We start from the raw sequence: 23,235 nt of genomic DNA, 5'->3' as shown, positions 1-23,235 counted from the left end.
AATGATGACTACATCGACTGTGTCCAACATCAAAGCGGATGACGTACTGAATTCGCGCCGTAACTTTTTAAAATTATCAGCTGCCGCCTCAGGGACTGTTTTATTTGGTTTTCACTTACCTGCCGAAGCACAGGCTCCGGTAGCAGGATCGCTCGAAGCGATGACTGACATTAATTCCTGGATTCGTATTACGCCCGATAACAAAGTAATTTGCGAAGTAGCTCGGGCAGAAATGGGGCAAGGCACTAGCACTTCGTTACCGATGATGTTGGCGGAAGAATTGGAATGCAATTGGGCTGACGTCAAAATGGAATTCGCCTCGGTTCAAGAACATTTAGCGCGTAATAAAATTTATGGCAGTTTTTCCACTGGCGGAAGCCGTGGCACACGCGAATCGCAAGAGATGATGCGTAAGGCCGGCGCAACAGCGCGAGAAATGCTCAAAGCCGCCGCTGCTCAGCAATGGAATGTACCAATCAATGAATGCAGCGCTAAAGGCGGTCACATTTATCACACTGCCTCCAAACGTTCAGCGACCTATGCCGCATTGGCTCAGCAAGCCGCTAAATTACCGCCACCAACTAACGTTGTACTAAAAGCGCCCTCCGAATGGACCTTAATTGGTAAACCAATTCCTCGCTTAGATATTCCTTCCAAGACCAATGGCGGTGCGGTGTTTGGAATTGATATAAAAGTGCGTGGCATGCTGCACGCGGCTATCGTGCAATGTCCAGTATTTGGCGGAATACCAATCGCCGTTGATGATTCAGCGGTGAAGAATCGACGTGGAATCAAGAAAGTTGTCACCGGTCCCGATTTTGTAGCGGTGATTGCGGATAACTGGTGGCGCGCTCAGCAAGCGACCAAAGCCTTAAAAATTACCTGGGATTACAAAGGTGGCGACAAATTAGATGATGCCGGTGTGATGGCGATTCTTAAACAAGGCATCACTGATGCAAAGCCGTTGAAGCAAGTGGGAAATGTGGCGTCGGTCTTTGAGCGCAGCTCCAAAATAATCGAGGCAGAATATTTCACCCCGTATTTGAATCACGCCACATTAGAGCCGCAAAATTGCACCGCCAAAGTTGACGGCGACAAGGTCGAAATTTGGGTTCCCACGCAAAACGCCGAAGCCAGCGTTACTGCAGCCGCTAAAGTGTTGGGCATTCCAGAAATTAATGTCACCTGTAACCGTCCGTATTTAGGCGGTGGTTTTGGTCGCCGTGGCGCATACCAAGACTTCGTTACCCAATCTGTACTAATCGCCAAAGAACTACCCGGCATTCCAGTAAAGCTACTGTGGAGTCGTGAAGAGGACATGCAGCATTGTTATCACCGTCCGGCTGCGCTGTATAAGCTGCGTGCTGCTTTCGCCACCGACGGCCAATTAGAGGCCTTAGAAATCAACTGTGCATCGCAATCCATTTTAGAAAAAGTCCGACCCGCTGCGCTTAGAAATGGACAGGATTACCAAGCTGGCGATTCCTTTCACGATATTCCCTACCAAATCAAAAATATCGACGTGCGTCATGGCATGTGCAAAATAAATGTACCAGTCGGATTTTGGCGCTCAGTATTTCATTCGCAAAACCCTTATGTGCGCGAATCGTTTATCGATGAGATTTGTAAAGCCGGAAATTTTGATCCGCTGGAATTTAGGTTGAGTCTGCTTCCTAAAGACGGACGCGATTATATAATTTTGCAAGCCGTTGCCAAAGCGGCCAACTGGGGTAGCCCATTACCAAAGGGGCATTTCCGTGGATTGGCGGTGCAAGATGCTTATGCGTCCTTCGGTGCGGCAGTGGTTGAACTGTCGGTCGGTCCGGACAAATCAGTTAAAGTTCATCACGTTTATATCGCGGTCGATTCAGGTTATGTCGCCAATTCTGATTCAGCCAAAGCCCAAATTGAAGGTAACGTCGCGTATTGCTTTACCGCGGCATTTTTGAGCGAAATTACGATTAAAGACGGTCGCGTACAGCAAAATAATTTTGGTGATTATCCGATAACCTTGCTGCGCAATTCACCCACGATCACGCCGATTTTAGTGCCAACTGGCGGTAAAGATTGGGGTGGCATGGGTGAGCCGCCATTTGCCGCGCTAACCCCTGCTTTAACCAATGCCATTGCCAATGCAACCGGTGAACGCCTGCGCTCCCTGCCCTTGTCTAAACATGGATATACATTGGCTTAGCATTTAATTTTCGCTTCATATAAAAAAGGCGTCTCGATAAAAGTTGGGACGCCTCTAGGGATGTTTAGAGAATCAACAAATTGATACGGGACTAAATTGTACAAACCATATTAAGTCCAAACTACGCCAGATTTATTGTTCATGTCGCGCAAACGTCGATAAAAATTACCATTGATTTGTGTTCGTAAAATGACGAAGTTGATAAATTTTTCATACAACCCGCGGTTAACAATGAACGATGATGATGCACACCAAAAATCGTCTAATTGTCCTTGATACGTCAGTCCAGCAAGATCAAAAATGGCTTTGCCTAAAACCTTAGTTGGCTTGTTGTGATGTAAAGCCGATAAACCAACCGTGCTATTTACAACCACGACGCCAGCACTGTGTTGTAGCAACGTTGGTAAATGTTGGTCGTGTATGTATTTAACTCGCTGATCCACCTTTAATACTTTTGTGAGTTCAGTGATCCACGAGCGATGATTATTGTAGCCACGATCAAGAGGGTGCTGCTTCAGAATAAGGTAGCTGTCCTGCGGCGCTGATCGAGCGAACGATTGCACTACGACGTAGATAAAGTTTTGGACACAAGAAAAATTAGAATGTACCGCTAATTGCGAATCGTTATGAACCTGCAATGGGACTAGAAAGTATTTTCCAGAAAGTTTATTAATCAGTTCTGCTTGTACACCCCGCTCTAAAAATCCATACCACACCTTACGAAAGTAGCTTCTAATCCAAGGCCATGATTCGGCTATTGTTAGGGGACGGTGATGTTCGTAGTTCGGATATAAAAAGCCAAGTAAAATCGCTACACTGTAATATAACGTGCTCCAAACGATTGCGTGCCACAAAGGATTTTCGCAATAAATGACTTTCGGTATTTCCAAACGTTGTAGCGCTAGATAATCTTCAGGGCAGCGAGAAATGGTTGAATTCGCATTCACGCCAACCAGCTCAAAAGTGATGTAATCCGGTCGCACATAGCCTTCTTCAAAAACACCTACGGTAATTCCGCACTTCTCTGCGATCTGTTTTGCCTGAACGTGGTAGCGACGGCAGTCACCAAAAAATAATAAAGTATCGATTTGATGGGAATGAATAATTTGTTCAAGAAATTGAGGCCATTCGGACTTAGTTCCTCGGAATTGAACGGCGCTTTTATCGGAGAACAAGTAATCGCCGCCATTAAAATCAATTTTGATGACCGATGTTGCTACCGATAATAAGTCGTGCTTCAACCGATTAAAAAATGGTCCCATGGGTCCTTGCAACATCATAATTCGTCGGCCTGTAAAAAAGCCCAGGTCAGAAGCAATCATCGATTTTTACCAAATTGTTGCAATACAGTTCTTAGTAATTTGCGCCACCAAGGCGTTGGTAATTGTTGATTGCGTAACGTAATCAGTTCATCTAGCGCCTGTTCAACTGAGAGTGGTTTTCTAGAACTTAGACTCATGTAGCGCGGATAGAGAATTAAACTGGCAGCGACCAATTCATCAAGGGTTAACACACGCGAGCGTCGTGGGATAGGTGGCGCTAAATCGCTAGTTAAACCCCAACCAGCATAAAAAGGATGTCCATAACAAAACACGGGAATGTGTCGTATCAGGGCTTCAAATCCGGTAAGGGAGGTAATTACATAGACAGCATCTACATTATCAAGCACCGACTGAATCGAAACATGCTCAATGCCTTCATCGTAGTAATGGTTTAGTTGTTCACGATGTTGATCAGAAGCTCTCAACCCAGCAACAACATCGGGATGCGACTTATAGACGATATAAGCCTTAGGATTAGCTAACCGCACCGCTTTGAGCAAATCCAAATTAGTTTTAATGTTAGCTGAGCCGCATTGAATCGATGCATCGCTCTCGACCTGTCCAACCACTAACACCACCTTCTCAATGGAAGGCGGTCTATTCCAATTCGCTGCTGATAAATTATATTTACTTAACCCATGCGCCACGATTTTCTTACGAAGTTGCCGCGCGCGATAAAGCAAGTCGCCATCGAACTGGGTGTTCTGTAGCAAATGTTCTAAATCCGATTCTTGCCTAGCATCGTAATACATACCGCGCTGGTCAAACACCCACGAAATCGGCCAAATTAAGTCAGCTCCCAAGCCGATAGAACGAATAAAGCCATCTTCCACGCGAACTACCGAGACGTCGCCCCTCGCAGTTAAGTTTTTACTGCCCCACACCAGTAATATTGATTTACTCGGTAGGCTCGTGATGCCGCGTAGATAACTAACTTGGATAGGAGCGACAAAGGCACGTAGAATCCGCAGCTTACGCAGTGACATTCCATAGGCATAAATCAATGGCGGTAATGCGTCATCGCCAAAATCAGCATTCCGCGCTGGAGAAGTTAAGGCCTCACCGTTCATTGCCCAACCCGATCAGCATTTGATCAACTAGCGCAAAATGCTCCTGCCAAGTTGGTAATTTGAACTTCTCCAACTTATCCAATTGTTCGGTTCGTGTAGTCGAATTGGCTTGGTTAAATTCGATAATCGTTTTCAACCAACCTGAAGCATCGATCGGATCTAAATAACAAGGGAGGTCTTTGGCAACTTCTCTAAAGACGGGTAAATCACTCGCAATTACTGGGACTTTCAATGACATCGCCTCTATCAGTGGCATGCCGTAACCTTCTGCAAAGGAAGGGAATAATAAGGCCTGTGCATGATGCAAATAGTTAGCTACTTCTTGGTCACAACATTTAGCCAGCTCAATAACATGTTGGCGTAATTGCTCGCAACGATCTAATAAATCGAGTACCTGTTCGCACTCCCAGCCCCGTTTGCCGATTAACACCAATTTCGGTGCATCATTACCCATTAGCCGATTAAGCCGTTGCCAAATTTGAAGAATAAGTAAGTGATTTTTGCGCGATTCAATCGTGCCCAGCATTACAAAATAGTTTTGCTCTATCGGACGCTCCTTCATAGGCCCCGGCAATTTCGCTGGGGCGATCGGTGCCATAATCACGCGAGGAAGGGGAAGTTGGTATTGCTGTGCATATTGGCTTAAATGCTGCATCGTTACTTGAGAATTGGTAACGATTGCATGTGCTTGATTTAAGGCAGCATGAATGCGTTTGCTGTGATGTTGATCTTCACCAGCACGACAGTATTCGGGGTAATGCAGCGGAATTAAATCGTGCACAAAAAAAATAGGCTTTAATTGTTGCCGCATCAATTTCGACAAATAAGTAGGATTCTCTAATCCACTATGTCCGGTGTTGAAGAGAATCGCATTTTTGCGACCGAATTCGTGCTGAATCTGACATCCGGCATACAACAATATCCAGCTTACGCGACGTTTAAAATGCCGTGTTGGGTTGAGAATTTCTTTAAATAAAACCCGTGAATGGTTGGGAGTGACGAGTAAATTTCGTCCACTGTAACGCACTAATGCCGATGCCCGATGCGCATAATGCCGAACATATTCCAAGCCAACACGATCAATGCCTGTTGGGACGTTATCGCTCCAACGGCGATCTAGCAAGCGCGTTACATCGATCAGTATTTCAGTCATCATTTACCGCCTTAAATCGACAATGCTGCGCTTACTTAATAGTATTGATTACATTGGCTATTGGGTAAGCAGTGGACACCAAAATATTTAGGAATTTTTGGAATTCTGCACCCGACGCATTGGATACATACATCACATCTTTATTTTTCATCGGAAAGCTTTGCGCCACAAAAAAAATCGCGGGGTCTTTTAGGTCAATGTGATAAATTACCGGGACGCGGCCTTCCGATGTAGTGGTGACTTGAGTATTAGCGCCTAGCAATGCTCCTAGCGACTCAAACCTAAAAATAAATATGCCACGCGCATCAGCGCGCGCATCATTTAATCCGCCTGATCGCGCTAAGGCCTGCGCGAGCGAAATGCCTTGCGCTTCAAAATTCATTTCTGAATTAGTTCCAGTAGCGCCCAACACGGTGACAAAATTCGATTGAAATAGCGACGTCACCACGTCCCCTGATTGCAACAAAATATTCTGGCGTGGGTCATGAATCACGGTATCAAGCGGTAGCGATCGCACCACATCACCACGGGTTAATTGCAAGGTCATTTTGTTGATGGGATCTTTCACCCCACCAGCTGCCGCCAACGCATCCAATAAGCGTTCACCATGTGGTGTTAATGGCATTCGAATACTGGTGTTTACGTCCCCTACCACGGTCACATTAGCGGAATTATTTTGGGTGATGCGTACCAATATTTGCGGTTGATTAGCTTTGCCTTTTAAATGCAGTGCGATGTCTTTTTCTATTTGGTTTGGGGATTTATTGACCACGCTAATTAAGCCAGCAAACGGAATCGTAATGTAGCCTTGTTCATTCACCATTTGCGTAGGTAACACGGTAATGCTCGACGTCGCACCAACTGTAGTCACGCTTGCTGCAGCCGTGCCTGATGAAAATAGCATTGCTGGTGGAGCTTCCCAGATTGAGACTTCCACCACATCGCCCGGCTTCGCAATAAAGTTATTCGGTGTCTTCCCGTCCCATAAATCAGCAAAAGTATTTTGCTGTTGGCTGGCGATAATTTGGCGAGTGACTGTATCGCTTACATCAATTAGCCGAATCCCTAATTTATTGGCAGAATCCTTTGCGTCCTCAACTTGCTCGCGTAACGGTCCCGAAGATGGAATGAAATCCGGGTAGGTAGCACAACCAGAAAGGCTCAGCACAAAAATGAGCAACAACTTTTTTAATAGTATTTGACAGTAGGTTTGCGTTAAATAATTCATGGCTTCCTGACTAACCGTGATGGTAAAAAATTGATGCAAAAAAATAGCCCTACCGAATGAAGCAAGCGAACAAATCATCGTTCCAACAGTAATTGATTAGCTTTGGTCAGTGATATCGGTAGGTTCAATGTGCAGCGCTACTCAATCATCATTAAGCTGCTTATACGAGCAAAAGCATCAAGGTGATGTGCTGCTCTGAGATGGCGTTGGTGGCGTGTTCTTAATTGCTTGCTTTGCTGTTGATGTGGAAGCTAAGCCAGAAGGCTTAGTGTGTTGGTCAGGGCGGTTTGCATTTGTGTTGGCCGCTGCGGTGGCCGTTGATTTGGCTTTGTTAATGGCATTAGCAGCCAGTGTCGTTATCTCGGCAAACGGTATATTAAAACTAGCCACTAAGGATGAAAAGCACGCTACCACAAACACTAACGCGGTTAGCGATACTGCAAAACCAGTCATCACGTTTACCTGGCCTAACACTAATGGGATAAGACTTATTGTGAATGCAACGGACAACGGGATACCCATATACGTGAGAGAAAAAAACATAATAAGGGCAAATACCGCTGCCCTTATTGCGCGAAATATCAGGTCCATTGTTGCACTCCTTAGTACACAGTCAGGGTTAATCAGCAGAGTTCAAATTTTAAAAATCACTTGATCACTATCGCTATGATTAGAGCACTTGATGAAAATTATGCTATCGCACGACCTAGTCAATTTCAATTGTCAAAGCGCCATATCAGCGCGAAAGCTGCTGCAAAAAACCACATCTATACATCTTCACTTTTTAGGCACTTTGGTGTTCACAACTGTGAAAACAAACTTAGTGGTACAACCTGATTTTTGGGCATTTCGCCATAAATTTAGTCAGTAAATTTTTCAGAAATAAAACCGGTCAAGCCTAGATTGTTTAGTTTTAATTTTGCGCTTACGTAACTATGAATAATTGACTAAAGCATGTGTCGGTCGACTGTTGAATTTGTTCTTTTTAAGTTTGTATAAGTCTAAAAATGTCGCGCTAAATCAATGCAAACTTTCTTTAAAATTTACGGTAAATATCAACCGCTAAAACGTTAGATGCGTTACGTATTTCGGCGCAAAAAATTCGCCCGATTTAACAGCATCAGTTTTCCCAATCAAGTCGAAAAAATGGATTAAAAAGTTTTTTAAAGTTTCCATAAATAAAGCTTTTTATCGGGAAATATTTCTCATATTATTCCGGTGCCGCATCGGTTGGCGGCAAGCAAGAAACAGCCAGAATTTTGGTTGTAATTTATCAATGAGGGCAAACCCATCGAAAGGTGGGGACGCAAAGCCTCCGGCCTAACAGCGCGACAGAACAACGTCAGCGCCACGGTAGCGGGGTTGCCAATCTCCAAGGTACTAACGGTTTCGTTGGTGCGTGTTGATTGTTCTAGCGTGGCCCTCGCTCATTCGGAGCGAGACATGAAATCATCCCCAGTCTTAAATTTAGTATCCATTCGCGGATTGATCGCTGCTATGAGCGCGGCTTCGATGCTGTGCGCCTGCGGTGGACAAATCAACGTGGACCCCAATTTAGCCAGCGCGCTCGACGATAGCACCGCAATTGTGATAGCGGCTAACCTTGGCCAATATCGGCCAATGCAATACGAAAGCACCCGGTTGAATTCCGTATTGACTCAGCAAATAAATGCCGTAGATGAGCAACTAGAAGCTCAGCAAAATCAGGCGCTAGATCAATCCGAAAACAACAACGACAACAGTTCTCGCGGCTAGCTACGCGTAGCGTAGGTGAAGAAAAAACGGCCTACATGAGAACGAATTATTTAATTATTTTTTTGAGCAATTTACGTTGATTAGATTAACGATTGGTTCGTTAAGAATTTACTTAAAACTCAGTTGACTTGTACTACATTGGTCTAGTGGGTAGTCCAAGCTGAAGGAATAGGTTTCTTTGGTTCGGCGCACACGTTATGAGCAAATAGCCGGCTTTTGAAATTTGATAGCGCGGGAAGCAAGCAAACAACGGGGGAATAATGAATGCGATTTTTGAGCAACTACGTTTTGGTACAGCAAACTGGATTTGGAAAATATTATCCCTAACGTTGTTGCTAATGCCAATAGCCTCAGTTACCCAAGCCTTCGCGCAAACAGCAACGTCGAAGGCGAATGCTTACTTAGGTAAAAATAATGCGGTCGTATTAGGCTTCCCAACCTGCAATGCTGCTTCGTTTGCTCAAATACCCGGAACGAACAATTTATTTATCGCGCGCGCTCGCATAACTAGCACGGGCGGCATGGCAGGCATCTCTGGCCCGAATGATTGCAGCGGCGGTAAGCAATGGGGTTTAACTTTGGTGTATTTAAATTGGACCACCAAACAATTCACGCTAGTTAAGCCATTGCTAGATACCTCGAACAATAATTCCGCTAATTTAAGCAAGGCAGTTCTTACCGGCGGTCCGCAAAAAGGCGCGGTAATCAAATCAGCCTATGATCCCAGCATCGTGCTCTACAACGGTCAATACATCGTTAGCTTTGAATGCGTGCTGAGTGAAAAAGCGCCGAGCTTTGGAGTCCAAGGCACATCATCGTGTATCAGTATCTACAATCCAACGACCAAGACATTAGATATGAGCCAAACACAGGTCATCATTAGCGGTCAGTTCCCCCCTACCGGTATGCAATATGCCGCGTCCGTGCCGACACTAGCGGTGCTGGAAAATAATCTATATATATATTGGTCGGCATTAGCGATTCAAAATAACCAGTTTGTCAGCATTGCCATGCGCGGTGCGCAATTGAACAAATCAGGCAGCACCTTCATCGTGGCGGGCAGTGGCAGTAAATTAGTCACCTCCACACAAGCCAACCTGACGACAGAAGTATGGGCGCCCGATCCAATCGACAGTATGAGTAACACCAGCGTTGACGCTAGGCATGTTTGGGCCAGTGGTCACTCTGTCGTTGCGCTAGCTAGTGTCGGTGGCAGCGGTTGTGTAGCACCGAACGGAACCACCAAAGGGTGCTTTCGTATGATGTTATCCAAAGCAGGCAATCCGCTCTTGTTCCATGCCTTTAATCTTGGGACTAAATCAAACGGCTTAGCGTATCCCACAAATGGACAAGAATATGTTACGCCCATCCAAGGTCCGGACGGGTCCCGTTGGTATCTTGGGCATTTTTATCAAACACCGGCCAACGGTTATTCTGAGAATAATCCGGTGCCAAATTTAGCCATATGGAAGCAGGTTAATCGTACCGATGTTTTGGTTGCGTTTCCGAATACGGATAATGGGTTTTGGCCGAATTAGTCGATTCCGATTTTATAGTTTTGGCAGGTTTTAATTTCCGCAGCTTCTGAACATGAAGCGTAATTGACCTTTGCAGATACTTGGTTATTTACGTACTGGAATAACTTGAATAGTTAGCTTTTTCCGGGCTCGGTAAAATGGACTTTTGTTGCTTCGACCTGCACGGATAATCCAAGGAACTGCACCTTCATTTGATGCCGAGTTTGATCGTAGCTTAAGCGCGCGCCAATCTACCTTTGTGTTCTAAAACAAGGGCACGTAAGCGATGAAATTCAGCTTGGCTCGCATCGAGCGCAATAGCGCGCTCTATATACTCTAGCGATGAATCGATGATTCTCCCTTCGGTTAATAAGTAAGCTACGTTGTAGTTGGTTTGTGCATCGTCTGGGCAGCGCTGAGCGAGCGTCGATTCGATCAAAATAGCTTGTGTTAAGTCGGTAACGCAGGTTCGATCGATTTTTAGTTGGGCAATGATTTTTTGTTCAATGTTGAATTTGTCTTGGTGCAGATCTGGATTGGTAGGAGATAGATTGATCGCCTGATTGATCGCATTTTCAGCCTCATAAAAGCTTTCTTGCCGCGCAAACAGGCTGGCTTGTAACCGGAGGTGCTCGGATTGATTTGGATCCTGGGCGATGGCTAAATTTATATACTTGAGCGCCTCTGCAAGCTGATTGTCGTTAGCAAGCAGGTGGGCTAATTCGGCATAGTCGCTGCTATCCTGTGAGCGACTCAGCACCTCTTTGCCTTTGGAAATCGCAGCCAGTACATTGCTTGAAGCATTTCTTTCACGCCTTAACTGTTCTAAAATTTGCGTCTTTAGTTGGCTAAGTTCATGTTGAATTGAAATATCTAGCGGAGATATTTTTAAGGCATTTTGAAGTGACGTTTCCGCTTCCTCCAATCGACCAAGTCTTGTTAATACGTCGGCACGAAAGCGATGGAACTCACATTCAGTCTCTTTTATTCCAATTGCACGACTAATCCAGATCAGTGATTGTTCTAGCTGCCTTTCAACGGCATACTTTTCTGCTATCCGAAAAAAAAGATTTGCTTCATCGACATGGCGATAAAAAACGTCTTGGCAAACTTCTTCGACAGTTTTTAAATCATCATCGCTGTCAATACGTTGCTGACGCAAATTGGTTACGAGTTGATTAGTTGTTGCCTCCAATAGGCTCAGCGACCATCTAGGATGACTCAAGATAGTAGTTTGAATCAGTGTCAAAATCGGCAGCGCTTCCTCGTAAAAACTGTTCTGATTGTCCATTATCGTCCTCCCTAAATTCCGTTTCCAACAATTGTTGACAGGGCTATTTGCAAAAGCTGAGGCAACCGGAATTAAATGGCCTACCTAGTTAACAGAGTGGCTGGGTGCAATTCGCCAGATGTGAATTTAGCTAACCAATGCTGTTGATCGTCCACCATATTGTCTAGCGTTAGTGGTTGGGGATGGAGCAGAATTTGGTCGCGGTCGCCTTTATGAATCTTGAAGTACTTCTGCTGATCCAAGTCGTTCAAATGACTTAATTCATCGTTAAAGACAACGACCTGATCGAGTCCCATTGATTTAAAAAGATCGGGAGTGCAATGCTGACCTGATCGGCCGATCGGAAGGCCAAAATTGGCAAAAGTTGATATTCGAACGCCACCTAGTGCACAGGTGGCGCATTGTTTTATATAGTCCTGACTTGAGCGTTCACCCCTGAATCCAACGAGTTCCAACCACCGGCAAATTTCGGCATTGGATCGCTCTCGATAGGGCCTATGTTTTACCAGCTCCAAATAGGATTCGACGAACGATTGGCGCTTTTTCCAAAATTCGCGGAATACGCCAAAGCCCCAGTTATGACCCATCCGCGCGTACCTGTGTTTGTTGAAACGCTGCGTTCCAAGTGCAATCCCTGGATGAGACGGATGGGCTGAAACCATCCCAATTCTAGGATCGTCGCGAAATTTGTCGCACATCAAATCAATCGCGGACATGTAACCTGGGGCCAAGATCAAATCGTCCTCACAAAAAGTAACAAAGTCATAGTCGTGTTCCACAAAAAGAAATTTTTCGACGAAATCAAAATGCATTGCAATGCCAAGATTGGTAGCTTGCGCGAGGATTTTTATATCGGACGGTAATCGACCTATGAGTTCGCATACACTGCCATGTGGGGTTCGGTTAGTTTCCTTATTTTCATCCCCTAATCCATCTTGAAAGACAAAAATATCGTAGCACTCCTGTATTGGCTTTCCCTTAATTTGCTGACAAATTATCGATGGCCAGCACAGCTGAAAGTAGGTGGGTCGGTTAAAACAAAGGAGAGCTAGTGCTTTTTTCATTTTCCAAATTCAACAGTGGAGTTTGTTTAAAAATTAGATGTGCTGTGCGTTTGTTCCTGAAAATTCTCTAAGCTTTTCACCCCAACAACGCGACCAAGAAACTGTTTCCATTGCGGCAAAATTTTTTCCGGCAAGTAGCGCGCTGAAACTTCTTTCCCTTTTTCTCGTAGCTGAACTTCCCGCACTTGCGATGTCTCATCGTATAAAACTTTTTTGAGTGCAGTCACTAAGCTCAGAGTGGAATAAGGGTCAAAATATTCAGCGGCATCGTCGTAAATTTCAACGTGCACGGCAATATCGGACGCAACCGTGAGGCCTCCGCAGGCCATAGATTCAACACCAGAGAAGTCGAAGCCCTCGCCCACGCTAGGGCAAACTGTTGCGGCTGCGTGCCGGTATAACACCCGTAAATCGGGTGCCGGAACGGCATTGAGCATGAATATCTCTCCGCGATCAATCCAACTTTTAAAGCCACTAAAAATTTGCTTGTAGTCCCATCCAAGTGTGCCGACGATGACCAATTTCAGATCACGATCAATATCGGCTTTGATGATTTCCCAAGCGGCTAACAGTCGAATGTGATTTTTGCGTGGTTCTATGGTGGAGACTATTAATAAATACTTGAGCGGCTTAGAGGATAAATGTTTGGTGTAAAAATTTTCTTGTTCCCTAAGGGTTAGAAAATTAGGCTCTAGTCCAATCAGATTTTTATCATTGTCGTATTTGCCGTCTTGGTCATTGCCGTAAAGCCGCGCTCTGATGATTCCTGCTACCAAAGCTGGTGAGGAATCCTCGTTGAAATAGTGATGCGAAACCATATTATGAATCGTCACGGACCTGCTCTCTGCGGCAGGAAAAACGCGAATCAAGTCTTGGCGGGTGGCTTCGGATACACATGCAAACCATGCGCGTTGATCGACGTTATCGAGTAAGGCATAGAAGTGCGTGGCTTGGTGTATCGACTTATCCGAGATGGTATGTGGCATGAAGATTGGAATCGCATCGTGGTACCGAATGATTAGCTGTGTTCGGCCTGTCACTCGTCCAGGATAAGGAGTTTGTCCAATAAAGATATCAAATCCGGATGTGTCAATCTTGGGGTATTTGGCCTTACTGCTCAGTCGCCACGTCAGGGTGCCTAGTCCAACCATATGAAGTGTGTGCCACGAAATCGAGCAAATTTTGTGATTTGCGGTGGCGACCAATTTAAAATCAGATGCTGGCAGAGTTTTAGAAAACAGGGTGCGCCAAGTGAAATCCTCAAACGATTGTGATTTAAAAGAAGACAGCTTGATTGATCCAAATCCAACTAGCAGCGACAGTTGGAGAGCGAGCAGCTCAGCTCTTTGGCTGAAATATTCCGTAAGGGAGTCGAGTAAATTACGTTGAGGTTTTTCTATCAGCGAAATAATGACGTTGGAATAACGGGCGAAACGACGCGCACTAGATAATCTTCTGGAAAAAAAATTTTCTTTATTAATGGTTCCTCGCGCGAGCCTTCGTCGCGATGTTTGCAGCATTCCTTCGACCTCGACTGAATCAATTTTGCGCAATCCACGGAAAAGTAATCGGACTTCTTGTGGTATCCCGGCAAAGCCCTCAAACGCTGGCCGCATTTCGAGCAGCACTTTAACCTTATTGTTTTTCTTAAACATAGCCAAACATCTCCATTTCAGCAATTTTCATTGTAATAAGCGTAAGCCGAATCCACCTCGTCAAACTCATGCAGCTTGCCGTTGTTGATTACGCAGCCGCGGCGGCAGTGATCACGGATGTTGTGTGCTTCGTGCGAGACCATGATTAAGGCGCGGTCCTTGCGTTTTTCAAATAGTTCGGTATGACATTTATCCTGGAAGCGGCGATCACCGACGGAGATGGTTTCGTCGATCAGAAAGCAATCGAATTCAATTGACATAGAAATTGCAAAGGCCAATCTGGCGGTCATGCCAGCCGAATAGTTTTTTAGCGGTTCGCGCAGATATCTACCTAGCTCGGCAAAGTCTTCTACATAGCCCACACGTTCTTTCCAGTCTTTACCGTAAATGCGGCAGATGAAGCGCAGGTTATCTAGGCCAGAGAGTGAACCCTGAAACGCGCCTGTAAAGGCCAACGGCCAAGATACGCTCATGGTGCGGCGCACATGACCGCGGGTAGGATGCTCTGCGCCACTAATTAAGCGAATCAGTGTTGATTTCCCCGCACCGTTGCGACCCAAAATACCGATTTTTTCACCTGCCATAATGTTTAGGTTGATGCCATTAAGCACGGTGTTTAATCCTTGTCTGGTGGGATACTGCTTCACTAATTGGTCAAGCGTAATCATTGTGGAGCGATTCTTTCTGCGACTAAGCGCACTTGAGCTAAGCCCAGCAACATCAAGCAAGTATTGAAAATTGCTACGTAGCTCATGTCGTAATGGGCATGCACCATGGGACCAAAAAAACCCTGTCGGATAATTTCGCAGCAGTTCACCGTAGGCATCCAAATCAAAACTGCTCTAGCCGGAGCAGGCAACCATTCCAGCATGAATGCCGCACCAGATAAGGGAAATGTGAGGTAAGAAATCGGGTGCCAAATTTTTTCGATCACCTCAGAGCGAGCTCCCAACGCGCCTACGAACAGAGACATAGAGGCGCCGAACCACGCCAACATCATCCAGCCGATCAACACAGGAACAATGTCCTCCGGGGCTTTCATTAAACCACTGCTAAAAAACAGAATGCCCAGAGTACTGAATGAAGCGGTAACTGCCGTGACCTCAAGCACAATGCGCGAAACAAAAATATCGAGTAACACAACATTACGGTGGTACATCAACCCTAAATTGGGAATGACAGCGCTCACACATCTGGTTGGCATGTTGCGCCACAAAAGGATGGTCGAGTATCCGGTGAGCGTAAAAGCGGCGATGGGCAAAGTTGAACCAAGGTGATTCGCATGCGTGTATGACCAAATTGCTGTCACGCCCAAGGTGAACATCATCGGTTCGAGAAATAGCCATAAAAAGCCCAGATTGTGTCTGCCATAGCGGGTAATTATCTCGCGCATCAACAGTGCTCCGATGACGCGCAGATTAATCGTGAGTGATTGCTTAAAGGTGGTCGTATCGTTCATACGCGCTCAATCCTGATGTTCCCTAACACTCGCTAACAGCATACTCAAGACGCCCCAAGCCACTAAGCCAAGTAATAAAGTCGCGATAATATTGCGGCTGCGTCGAGGTTCCATTGCCATGTCGGGCGTGATGGGTTCGACGATGCGTTCTAAGTAAAGCTGTTTGCGCGCGGCCTCGATCCGCGCTTCTTCTAGTGAAGCCACTGCGCCTTGTAGTTGTTTGGCGGCGAATTCTTTTTCTAACGTTAGACGCTCGTATTCAGGCGATTCTGTCGTTAGTGATGCACTTAATCCAGCGACCTTATCCATCTGTAATTTCATTTCTGCCTGCAAACTAGCGAGCTGTTTTTTTAGCGATGGAACTTGCGGATTGCTCGGTGCGAATGTGGTGAACTGTTCTAGCTGCGACTTGGTCGTGATAATGCTTTCTTCGATTTTGGTAATAATTGCTAGCTGGGCTGTGGATTGATGTTCTGGGTCGAACAACGATTTTTTTTGCCGAAATGCCGACAATGCCGCGCCTGTTTTTTTTACTTTATCTTGCGCTTCGTCGACCGCGGCTTGGGCGAAGCCTATCGTTTCTGTTCGTGCCCGAGCGCTCATTTTGTTAACCATTTCTTCAGCCAAACGCAGCAGCTTTTCGTTGATTTGGTATGCGTCTTCGGCGCTATAAGCGGACACCTTGAGCGAGGGAATACCCGAAACAGGATCGAGGTCGATTTCAATCCGCTTTAAGTAATAGCGGTACAGAGCTTCAAAACTCGTGTCGCCATCCAGCGCAGCAAACCGGCTAAATAGATCGATATGATGATCGGCGTACGCATGCTGGACTGGCATTTGTTTCGATAATTGCTGCAAGGCGTCGCGTGACAGGATGAAACTCTCTACGTCGTTACTATCTTCTTGCCCATGTCCTGCGCCCGCGCTTTGCAAGATGGCCCCAATGCCTGTGCTGCTTTGCTTAGGTCTGGGCGCTTGCACAGTAAATCGTGATTCCGAAACGTACACGTCTGACGCAATGAATCCCCAGTAAATTATCGCCAATAACGTTGGAATAACGACAGTCGCTACAAATAGCCCATTAATTTTTTTTAACCGTGACCGCCATACTCTGGGTGCGTTTGTAGGGCTAAGTCTTTGGCTGTTACTGAGATTGAGAGTAGTCGTCAAGTTGACTTCCTTTACTTCGAAATAAATCGCTAATCGATCAACTTAAAACACAACGCTTCTTAAGCCCGTCCGTACACATCGCTAAATCGCACGATATCGTCCTCACCCAAATACTGACCACTTTGTACTTCGATCATCACCAAATTGAGTAAGCCAGGATTCTCTAAACGATGTTGATGTCCCGCTGGGATATAAGTCGATTCGTTCACCCGTACAAAAATCTCTTCGCTGCCGTTGACTACCCTAGCCATGCCACTAACGACTATCCAATGCTCGCTGCGGTGATGGTGCATTTGTAATGAAAGTGATGCGCCCGGTTTGACCTCGATACGTTTAATTTTGAAGTTATCGCTTTCTTGCAAAATCGTATAAGTGCCCCAAGGCCGGTGTACGGTAGTGTGATTTTTGTGTACATCGTGATTTTGTAATTTCAGGGCAGAAAAGATGTGCTTCACATCTTGTGATCTATTTTTGTCCGCGACCAAAAGCGCGTCAGGCGTATCGACGATGATCAAGTCGTTGAGCCCAACGGCACCGACAATTCTGCTATCGGATTTGATGTAGCAGTTCGCGCTGTGGTGGGTGATGGCATGTCCGTCAATTCGATTACCGTTTTCGTCACCATCGAGCAACTCGCTAAATGCGTCCCACGAACCGATGTCGCTCCAGCCTATGTCGCATGGAACGACGGCGACGTTGGACGCTTTTTCCATCACCGCAAAATCGATGGATTCATCCCGAATTAAATCGAAGCTAGCGGCATCGAGTGCTAACTGGCTAAAACTACGTCCTTTAACAAGCGGTGATTGTTCTATGCAGCGCTGGGTTGCGGACAAGATATCAGGACAATGCTCGCGCAAGGCCGTTATCATCGTGCTGGCTTTAAAACAGAACATGCCCGAATTCCAGAGAAACTTTCCTGATTCAAAGTAGGCTTGTGCTTTTTCTCTGGAAGGTTTTTCAATAAAGCGCAGCACGTTATTTTTGCTCGCCTCAATGTAACCATAAGCAGTCTGCGGACAATCTGGTTTGATGCCGAAGGTGACAAGTCGATTGTCATTGGCGAGGTGAATTGCCTGCTTGGTCGCCTGTTCGAAAGCAGCTTGATTAGAGATTAAATGATCAGCGGGTAGAATCAGCAATATCGTAGCTGGCCCGTGTACGTCAGCAATATGCAATGCCGCACAAGCAATTGCTGCAGCGGTATTTTTGCCGAACGGTTCAAGGATGAAAGAGGTGTCAATCTGCGCGTGATTAACTTCGCGGTATTCGTCTTCGAGTTTGAATAACAGTTCGCGGTTAGAGACAGTTAATACTTCAATAGCGCCGTCTAATTTCGCACCGCGCAGCATGGCTTTTTGCAGCAAGCTTTGGCCGTCAGATAAGCGTATAAATGGTTTGGGATGATGTTGTCGTGAGATCGGCCAAAGGCGCGAACCGACACCGCCGCATAAGATGGTAGGTACGAATTGCACCATAAAACACCCCTTTCCAAACCAATGACTACTTCCGTTGGCGATCAAACCAATTAACGCGTTGGTGTAGACCAAACTGCCTAGTGCACACAGAGATTTCGTGCGTTATTTAATGTTACTTATTTCCGATCAGAGCGACATATTTTTCGAACTATTTTTGGAGGCTGAAGTTTTTTTAAATCAGCATCGCGTCGTCAATTCATCATAAGTATGGCGATACGTAATCGTCAATAAATCTTGTTTTAAACCACGGAAGAATTAAAAAGTGTCGCATCTGAAGCGCAAAGTTTGTCTTTTATTTTCAAAGAATGTGAGCTTTGTTAACGAGAGATTGGGGTGGGAATTTGTGATTTGCGGTTAATCGGATATGCATCTTGATCAAACGGACTTGCCAAAAAATATCACACAGTACGGTTCATTTTAGGTCTTAAGTTGAATGAAAAAATCGACCAAAAAAAGCTCAGCCGATGCACAAAAATCCATCCAAAAATAAGTTGAGAATTTTACGGTTTGTGTAAAGTTGCCCAAAGCGACGGCCCAACAATCATCAGACCTCCAAGCCACGCAAATGGTGTGAGTTGTTCACCTAACCAATACATGGCAAACAGCGCACCGAAAACCGGTTCCATTCCCATCAATAAATGCACGCGTGTTGGAGACGTTTGGCGTACCGCATAGTTCTGGGCAAAAAAAGCGAAGATGGTGCAAAACAATACGAGGTAGATTGTGGCGAACCAGAATTCATTTCGCAGCGGTAGCGGCGGCATACTCCCGTTTGAAGTAAGGAGTGCGAGAACTAGGCAGCCGATTCCTACAACGCCACATTGAACCGCAGTCAATGCCAAGGAATTAATTTGCTTTCCGGACGTACGCTTCTTCGTTAGCGTCACCATGTAGGCACGTAGCATTGCGGCAGCGAGTAATAGTGCGTCGCCTAAATTAAATGACAGCGTAATTCCAGATGTCAAAATCAACGCACCGATTAAAGAGATCAGCGTAGCAATGCAACTCGCCAAGGACGGGCGCACGTGTAAAACGAGCCACTCGACAAACGGCGTGAACACTACGCACATGCTTATTAAGAAGGCGGCGTTTGAGGCGGTAGTTAGCCCTACTCCGAAAGTTTCACAGGCAAAAACAGACAGTAAAACTAGTCCTAGGGGAACACCAATTTGTACGGTTTCTTTGATCTGTGTGCTTTGACTATTTTTCCAAACGGGCAGCAAGAGAACAAACGTTAAGATGAATCGGACAGATAGAAATCCTAAAACTGGATAGAACGCCACCACGCCTTTGGTGACACCATAACTAGTACCCCAAACGATGGCTACCGCGAATAACATCAAATCAGCCAGCCAAACACCGTTTGGCTTGCCGCCGCTACTAATTTTTGTTGCCATGTAATTCTCTTAATTTAAAGGTGATGTGGATTTTCTAGCGACGGGTAGAGCATTGCTTTTATGTAGAGTGAAATTTTGTCGTTGATGCGGTGTGCATCAATAACAGCAGAGCGGTGATAGTAAATAAATGCTAATTGATTTACAAGTAGCTTCTTAATTGTTTTTGTAAAAGTTGATCTGTTGGAGTTGAGGTTGATAGCTTTGTTCAACATGAAATATTTATTTGATCGTTGGCTGCTCCAATCCACGAGCGAGCGCAAAATCCACCAACGCTTGCTCCCGTTTGTTAGCCCGTTCACAGTGTCCTTGTTGAATTAAGTCCGCGATGCGGATTATCAACTTTGCCCATAATTTGTCCCTCTCGCGCCAAGCATGCGAGGACACCGATTCCCACGCGTAGCCATTCAATACTGATGCGTTGACGAAATGGTCGAGCGCCCTAACTCCAGCGCGGGCGCGGCTGACTGGTCCGCAAAAACCAATGGCAACAATGATTAGGTAGCCGAGCAAAGCTAATGGAACGATTCCGCACATAAGTAAAAATCCAGCAGCTCTTTCTTTCACAAAACTAGTCCTTCTAATAAATAATCGGAAACTGATCAAGCGAGTTTCTTAACGTCGGCAAACGCGCAATTGAATGCCGTTATCGGATCGAATCGTTAATCTTCCGACCGGCTTGGGTTGGACGTTGGCTAATGCCTCAAAGCGAAAATGTTTGATAAGCGTTGCCAAAATTAGGGTAGCTTCTTGGAGCGCGAACGACGCACCGATGCATACCCGTGGCCCTAAGCCGAACGGGAGATATGCATTCTTGATCGATTCACGCGCGTCGTTACAGGCAAATCGATCAGGATTGAATTCATCGGGCTTATCCCACAGTGTGCGATGTCGATGGATGAGCCAAGGAGCGACTACGATGGCCGCGTCGCGCCGCACAACCTTATCGCGCATCATTGTCGTTACCTGTGATTGCCGCGCAAAAAAGCCTACTGGCGGATATAGCCTGAGAGTTTCGCGGACTACATTGCGGACGAGTTGAAGTTTGCGAATAGTTGCATAAGTAAGTTGGTCGTTGACTTGCATTGCAATCACCTCGTCATAGCAACGCGCTTGTACCTCAGTGCTATTGGCTAACAAATACAACGCCCACGACAACGCGCTGGCAGAGGTTTCGTGGCCCGCCAAAAAAAGCATAGTCACTTGATCGAGCAGCTCATCCGAACTAAAACTCTGTCCGGTAGCTTGATCTCTGGCCTTTAAGAGTTCGCTAAGAATATCCTGATGCGGATCTGGCATACCAGCGTGAAAGGCCGCAAATCGCGGTGCGATCGCTTGCCCCAGTAAGCTGCGTATTTGCTGTGCAAAAATGCCGGCGCGATGCTTGGTTAGGAGTGGACTGAATACGCTGGGAATCCCAAAAATCCGATGGCTGATTAATTTCGGTACGTGCCGTTGAAATTGCTTAAACGCGTTAAAAATCTGGCCAGCGTCACCCTCATTTAACGAGGTCGAAAGAATCGTCCTAAAAATAATATCAGCAGTGACCAATGTCATTTCTTGTTCAACGTCGACGTTAGCGCGGTCAAGGAGTTGTTGTAGTCGCATTTGCATGACATGTGCTGCCGCTGACATCGATGCGAAGACTGACTTAAGCCTAGCCTGCTCAAATGATGGCTCCATCATGCGGCGTTGTCGCTCCCATTGCGCGCCATTAGTCGTAAAGATGCTGTCCCCGAGTAAAGGTTTTAAGGCGGCATCCAACAAGGCGCTTTTGGGGAAATGATGAACTTCTTCAATCAACACTCGATGCACCAGTGCTGGCTCATTAACCATATATAAATCTAGGCTTGGTAAATGCACTTCGCCCAAATGCATCGTATAGCTGCGCTCAAACAGGCTATCTAGCCATGAATAGCGTGCGCTAAAAAACAGCTTCAATAAGGATGCACGCCTTGCTTTTGGCGTCGGATAGACAGGACAAAAGCGCGTCATAACAATGGAACCGGCGTCTTATAGCCAGTCACAGATGGGATATCAATAAAGCGCTGCCTTAGCGTTAATTTGCCTGCGGTGATAGCGAAATAATCATAGGTACCCGGTACTTCACTTGCCATCAAATATTGGAAATGATTCCGATACCAATTGCGCCGAATGCTTGAGTAGGTATGTGCTGTAAATAATTGGGCATAACGCGGGGAAAGCAATTTTGGTTTGGGGTGATTCGGCTGACTTTGCTTCAATCCCGATGCGCTAAGTGGATCAGTTAATGCAAAGCAGATGCCATCGGTCGGGGCAGTAAAATCAATCCATTCAAGTTGCTGGCAATCGCGAATACGAACTAAATTATCACGGTATCTTTTTGCGCTGGGAATGAGGCTCACAATCGGAATACATTCACCCAAGGTCATCAAACTAAGTCGTGGCATCCCGCTGGCACAAAAGTTGACCTGCTGTTGCAAGATACATCCGATTAAATCGGTCACCATAATGCTGCCAATGCTATGGCCAACGATGAGAATTTCATCTGTCGTCGGTTCTGCATGCTCCACAATGTATCGCGCAAAATAGTCCAAGCGTTGTGCTAGTTCGGTCACCCTTTCGTGAGCTTGCTGGGCTGCAAAATAGTAGATCCGCAGCAGCCAAAAAATTTTATATCGTAGGTTGAGTTGTTGAATAATTTTATGTGTAAAGACTAAAAAAACTAGCACCAATATTCCCCTGATCGAAATTATTAGCCAAACGTTTGGTACGGTCGGACTTACCCATGAAATCGACGCTAAGCCGAAAATCAATAGCATCAATAACATGATCAGCGGTGCGATGGCGGTGATGAAAGGCGGCCACGCGAGTCTGGCAATTTGACTAAGCGTGCCTGTAGATAAATACACCCAAAATGTATGTAAATAGTTCAGTGCCACCGTGAGGTCATCGCGCAGCCAATGCTTGCGGACGATGTCATCCCAGTGCAAAAAATGGTAAGTACTGATGGTCGTCCACTCAATTGCGTTACCATTTGCATGCTCTTTCTCTTCGTGATTTGCAGTATCGCTTGCCATATGGTTTATAGACAAATCCCGTATTTCCCAATGACTGACAAAACGATCTAAATTGCGCTGCAATGGACCGACCGATAAGCGCAGCCCGCCCGCCTTCTGCTGCTGCATTGCTTGGTCGCGGTAAAGTCGGTAATAGTGCGACACCCCGCGCGGATCAAAGCCGCTCATGAAATAGATTTGGCGATGCTTGACGGTCAAGATAAGCTCCTAGCGGCGTGGAAGATGTTCTTGGTGCGTGGACAGGCGAGTCGTTTAAATTAAACGCTAAATTGGCGGACTAAAGAATAAATTTTGGGATGAAGTGATGTTTTAGTTTGGTGGTGAGACCACTTTCCCAACATCTGTTAAATCGACTTTTGATGGAGTTAATTTCGTTTGCAATTTAAACGCGAGCAGCTTGCACTTTATTTTGTACAGTGAGTTTTA

19 protein-coding genes and 1 riboswitch are annotated in these 23,235 nt (G+C 45.8%); of the genes, 3 read left to right on the top strand and 16 right to left on the bottom strand.

All coding sequences use genetic code 11. From position 1 onward, the window contains the following. Positions 1-4: 4 nt before the first annotated feature. Positions 5-2,194, top strand: coding sequence for a xanthine dehydrogenase family protein molybdopterin-binding subunit (locus tag E2I14_RS16925; protein ID WP_165967877.1), 2,190 nt, complete (start codon positions 5-7; stop codon positions 2,192-2,194). Between the two features lie 110 nt (positions 2,195-2,304). Here E2I14_RS16925 and E2I14_RS16920 read toward each other — a convergent pair whose 3' ends face one another. The 5 genes from E2I14_RS16920 to E2I14_RS16900 form a co-directional block, all read right to left on the bottom strand. Continuing rightward, entirely contained in the window at positions 2,305-3,516 is a 1,212-nt protein-coding gene (locus E2I14_RS16920; protein ID WP_133330702.1) for a capsule biosynthesis protein, read from the bottom strand. After that, the gene (locus tag E2I14_RS16915; protein ID WP_133330700.1) at positions 3,513-4,586 is read right to left on the bottom strand and encodes a capsular polysaccharide export protein, LipB/KpsS family; all 1,074 of its coding nucleotides are present in this window, start codon (positions 4,584-4,586) and stop codon (positions 3,513-3,515) included. Before E2I14_RS16915 ends, E2I14_RS16920 begins: the two co-directional genes overlap by 4 nt. Then, complete coding sequence (locus tag E2I14_RS16910) at positions 4,576-5,742, bottom strand: glycosyltransferase family 4 protein (RefSeq protein WP_227544774.1); 1,167 nt, start codon at positions 5,740-5,742, stop codon at positions 4,576-4,578. Before E2I14_RS16910 ends, E2I14_RS16915 begins: the two co-directional genes overlap by 11 nt. 28 nt (positions 5,743-5,770) lie before the next feature. After that, complete coding sequence (locus E2I14_RS16905; RefSeq protein ID WP_133330698.1) at positions 5,771-6,967, bottom strand: polysaccharide biosynthesis/export family protein; 1,197 nt, start codon at positions 6,965-6,967, stop codon at positions 5,771-5,773. A 177-nt stretch (positions 6,968-7,144) separates the two neighbouring features. Further along, complete coding sequence (locus E2I14_RS16900) at positions 7,145-7,420, bottom strand: hypothetical protein (RefSeq protein WP_165967876.1); 276 nt, start codon at positions 7,418-7,420, stop codon at positions 7,145-7,147. A gap of 818 nt (positions 7,421-8,238) precedes the next feature. After that, a riboswitch (cyclic di-GMP riboswitch) is annotated at positions 8,239-8,337 on the top strand. 73 nt (positions 8,338-8,410) lie between these two features. Here E2I14_RS16900 and E2I14_RS16895 point away from each other — a divergent pair. After that, positions 8,411-8,722 (top strand): hypothetical protein, encoded by a 312-nt coding sequence (locus E2I14_RS16895; protein ID WP_133330694.1) that lies wholly within the window; start codon positions 8,411-8,413, stop codon positions 8,720-8,722. 260 nt (positions 8,723-8,982) lie between these two features. Beyond that, positions 8,983-10,260, top strand: coding sequence for a hypothetical protein (locus E2I14_RS16890; RefSeq protein WP_133330692.1), 1,278 nt, complete (start codon positions 8,983-8,985; stop codon positions 10,258-10,260). Between the two features lie 214 nt (positions 10,261-10,474). Here the strand turns inward: E2I14_RS16890 and E2I14_RS16885 are convergent, their stop codons facing one another. The 11 genes from E2I14_RS16885 to E2I14_RS16840 form a co-directional block, all read right to left on the bottom strand. After that, complete coding sequence (locus E2I14_RS16885; RefSeq protein ID WP_133330690.1) at positions 10,475-11,530, bottom strand: tetratricopeptide repeat protein; 1,056 nt, start codon at positions 11,528-11,530, stop codon at positions 10,475-10,477. Positions 11,531-11,610: 80 nt separating this feature from the next. Next, positions 11,611-12,594 (bottom strand): glycosyltransferase family protein, encoded by a 984-nt coding sequence (locus tag E2I14_RS16880; protein ID WP_133330689.1) that lies wholly within the window; start codon positions 12,592-12,594, stop codon positions 11,611-11,613. A 26-nt stretch (positions 12,595-12,620) separates the two neighbouring features. Then, a complete protein-coding gene (locus tag E2I14_RS19515) occupies positions 12,621-13,580 on the bottom strand; it encodes a glycosyltransferase family 4 protein (protein ID WP_206105667.1) in 960 nt (319 codons plus the stop codon). 686 nt (positions 13,581-14,266) lie between these two features. Continuing rightward, entirely contained in the window at positions 14,267-14,917 is a 651-nt protein-coding gene (locus tag E2I14_RS16870) for an ABC transporter ATP-binding protein (protein ID WP_133330685.1), read from the bottom strand. Beyond that, positions 14,914-15,708: an ABC transporter permease gene (locus E2I14_RS16865; RefSeq protein ID WP_133330683.1), complete on the bottom strand. Its 795-nt coding sequence runs from the start codon at positions 15,706-15,708 to the stop codon at positions 14,914-14,916. The genes E2I14_RS16870 and E2I14_RS16865 overlap by 4 nt, the downstream gene beginning before the upstream one ends. 6 nt (positions 15,709-15,714) lie before the next feature. Further along, the gene (locus E2I14_RS16860) at positions 15,715-16,689 is read right to left on the bottom strand and encodes a hypothetical protein (protein WP_133330681.1); all 975 of its coding nucleotides are present in this window, start codon (positions 16,687-16,689) and stop codon (positions 15,715-15,717) included. Positions 16,690-16,937: 248 nt separating this feature from the next. After that, complete coding sequence (locus tag E2I14_RS16855; RefSeq protein ID WP_133330750.1) at positions 16,938-18,353, bottom strand: mannose-1-phosphate guanylyltransferase/mannose-6-phosphate isomerase; 1,416 nt, start codon at positions 18,351-18,353, stop codon at positions 16,938-16,940. Positions 18,354-18,856: 503 nt separating this feature from the next. After that, on the bottom strand, positions 18,857-19,753 hold the full coding sequence (locus tag E2I14_RS16850; protein WP_133330679.1) for a DMT family transporter: 897 nt from the start codon (positions 19,751-19,753) through the stop codon (positions 18,857-18,859). A 219-nt stretch (positions 19,754-19,972) separates the two neighbouring features. Further along, positions 19,973-20,317 carry a hypothetical protein gene (locus E2I14_RS19360; protein WP_165967875.1) on the bottom strand — a complete coding sequence of 115 codons (345 nt, stop codon included), beginning with the start codon at positions 20,315-20,317 and terminating at the stop codon, positions 19,973-19,975. 48 nt (positions 20,318-20,365) lie between these two features. Beyond that, positions 20,366-21,691 (bottom strand): cytochrome P450, encoded by a 1,326-nt coding sequence (locus E2I14_RS16845; RefSeq protein WP_227544773.1) that lies wholly within the window; start codon positions 21,689-21,691, stop codon positions 20,366-20,368. A gap of 50 nt (positions 21,692-21,741) precedes the next feature. Further along, the gene (locus E2I14_RS16840; RefSeq protein ID WP_133330677.1) at positions 21,742-23,007 is read right to left on the bottom strand and encodes a hypothetical protein; all 1,266 of its coding nucleotides are present in this window, start codon (positions 23,005-23,007) and stop codon (positions 21,742-21,744) included. Positions 23,008-23,235: the final 228 nt, after the last annotated feature.

This window comes from Sapientia aquatica (assembly GCF_004358105.1).
GTDB lineage: Bacteria > Pseudomonadota > Gammaproteobacteria > Burkholderiales > Burkholderiaceae_D > Solimicrobium > Solimicrobium aquaticum.
The sequence above is the reverse complement of the archived record's forward strand: the minus strand, read 5'-3'. Positions and strand labels throughout refer to the sequence as shown.

Excerpts from the sequence above, each read along its gene's own strand:
- E2I14_RS16880 (WP_133330689.1), bottom strand. The coding sequence starts at position 12,594 with ATGAAAAAAGCACTAGCTCTCCTTTGTTTTAACCGACCCACCTACTTT.
- E2I14_RS16890 (WP_133330692.1), top strand. The coding sequence starts at position 8,983 with ATGAATGCGATTTTTGAGCAACTACGTTTTGGTACAGCAAACTGGATT.
- E2I14_RS19515 (WP_206105667.1), bottom strand. The coding sequence starts at position 13,580 with ATGCCACATACCATCTCGGATAAGTCGATACACCAAGCCACGCACTTC.
- E2I14_RS16905 (WP_133330698.1), bottom strand. The coding sequence starts at position 6,967 with ATGAATTATTTAACGCAAACCTACTGTCAAATACTATTAAAAAAGTTG.
- E2I14_RS16870 (WP_133330685.1), bottom strand. The coding sequence starts at position 14,917 with ATGATTACGCTTGACCAATTAGTGAAGCAGTATCCCACCAGACAAGGA.
- E2I14_RS16850 (WP_133330679.1), bottom strand. The coding sequence starts at position 19,753 with ATGGCAACAAAAATTAGTAGCGGCGGCAAGCCAAACGGTGTTTGGCTG.
- E2I14_RS16865 (WP_133330683.1), bottom strand. The coding sequence starts at position 15,708 with ATGAACGATACGACCACCTTTAAGCAATCACTCACGATTAATCTGCGC.
- E2I14_RS16920 (WP_133330702.1), bottom strand. The coding sequence starts at position 3,516 with ATGATTGCTTCTGACCTGGGCTTTTTTACAGGCCGACGAATTATGATG.
- E2I14_RS16915 (WP_133330700.1), bottom strand. The coding sequence starts at position 4,586 with ATGAACGGTGAGGCCTTAACTTCTCCAGCGCGGAATGCTGATTTTGGC.
- E2I14_RS16910 (WP_227544774.1), bottom strand. The coding sequence starts at position 5,742 with ATGATGACTGAAATACTGATCGATGTAACGCGCTTGCTAGATCGCCGT.
- E2I14_RS16885 (WP_133330690.1), bottom strand. The coding sequence starts at position 11,530 with ATGGACAATCAGAACAGTTTTTACGAGGAAGCGCTGCCGATTTTGACA.
- E2I14_RS16900 (WP_165967876.1), bottom strand. The coding sequence starts at position 7,420 with ATGACTGGTTTTGCAGTATCGCTAACCGCGTTAGTGTTTGTGGTAGCG.
- E2I14_RS16895 (WP_133330694.1), top strand. The coding sequence starts at position 8,411 with ATGAAATCATCCCCAGTCTTAAATTTAGTATCCATTCGCGGATTGATC.
- E2I14_RS16925 (WP_165967877.1), top strand. The coding sequence starts at position 5 with ATGACTACATCGACTGTGTCCAACATCAAAGCGGATGACGTACTGAAT.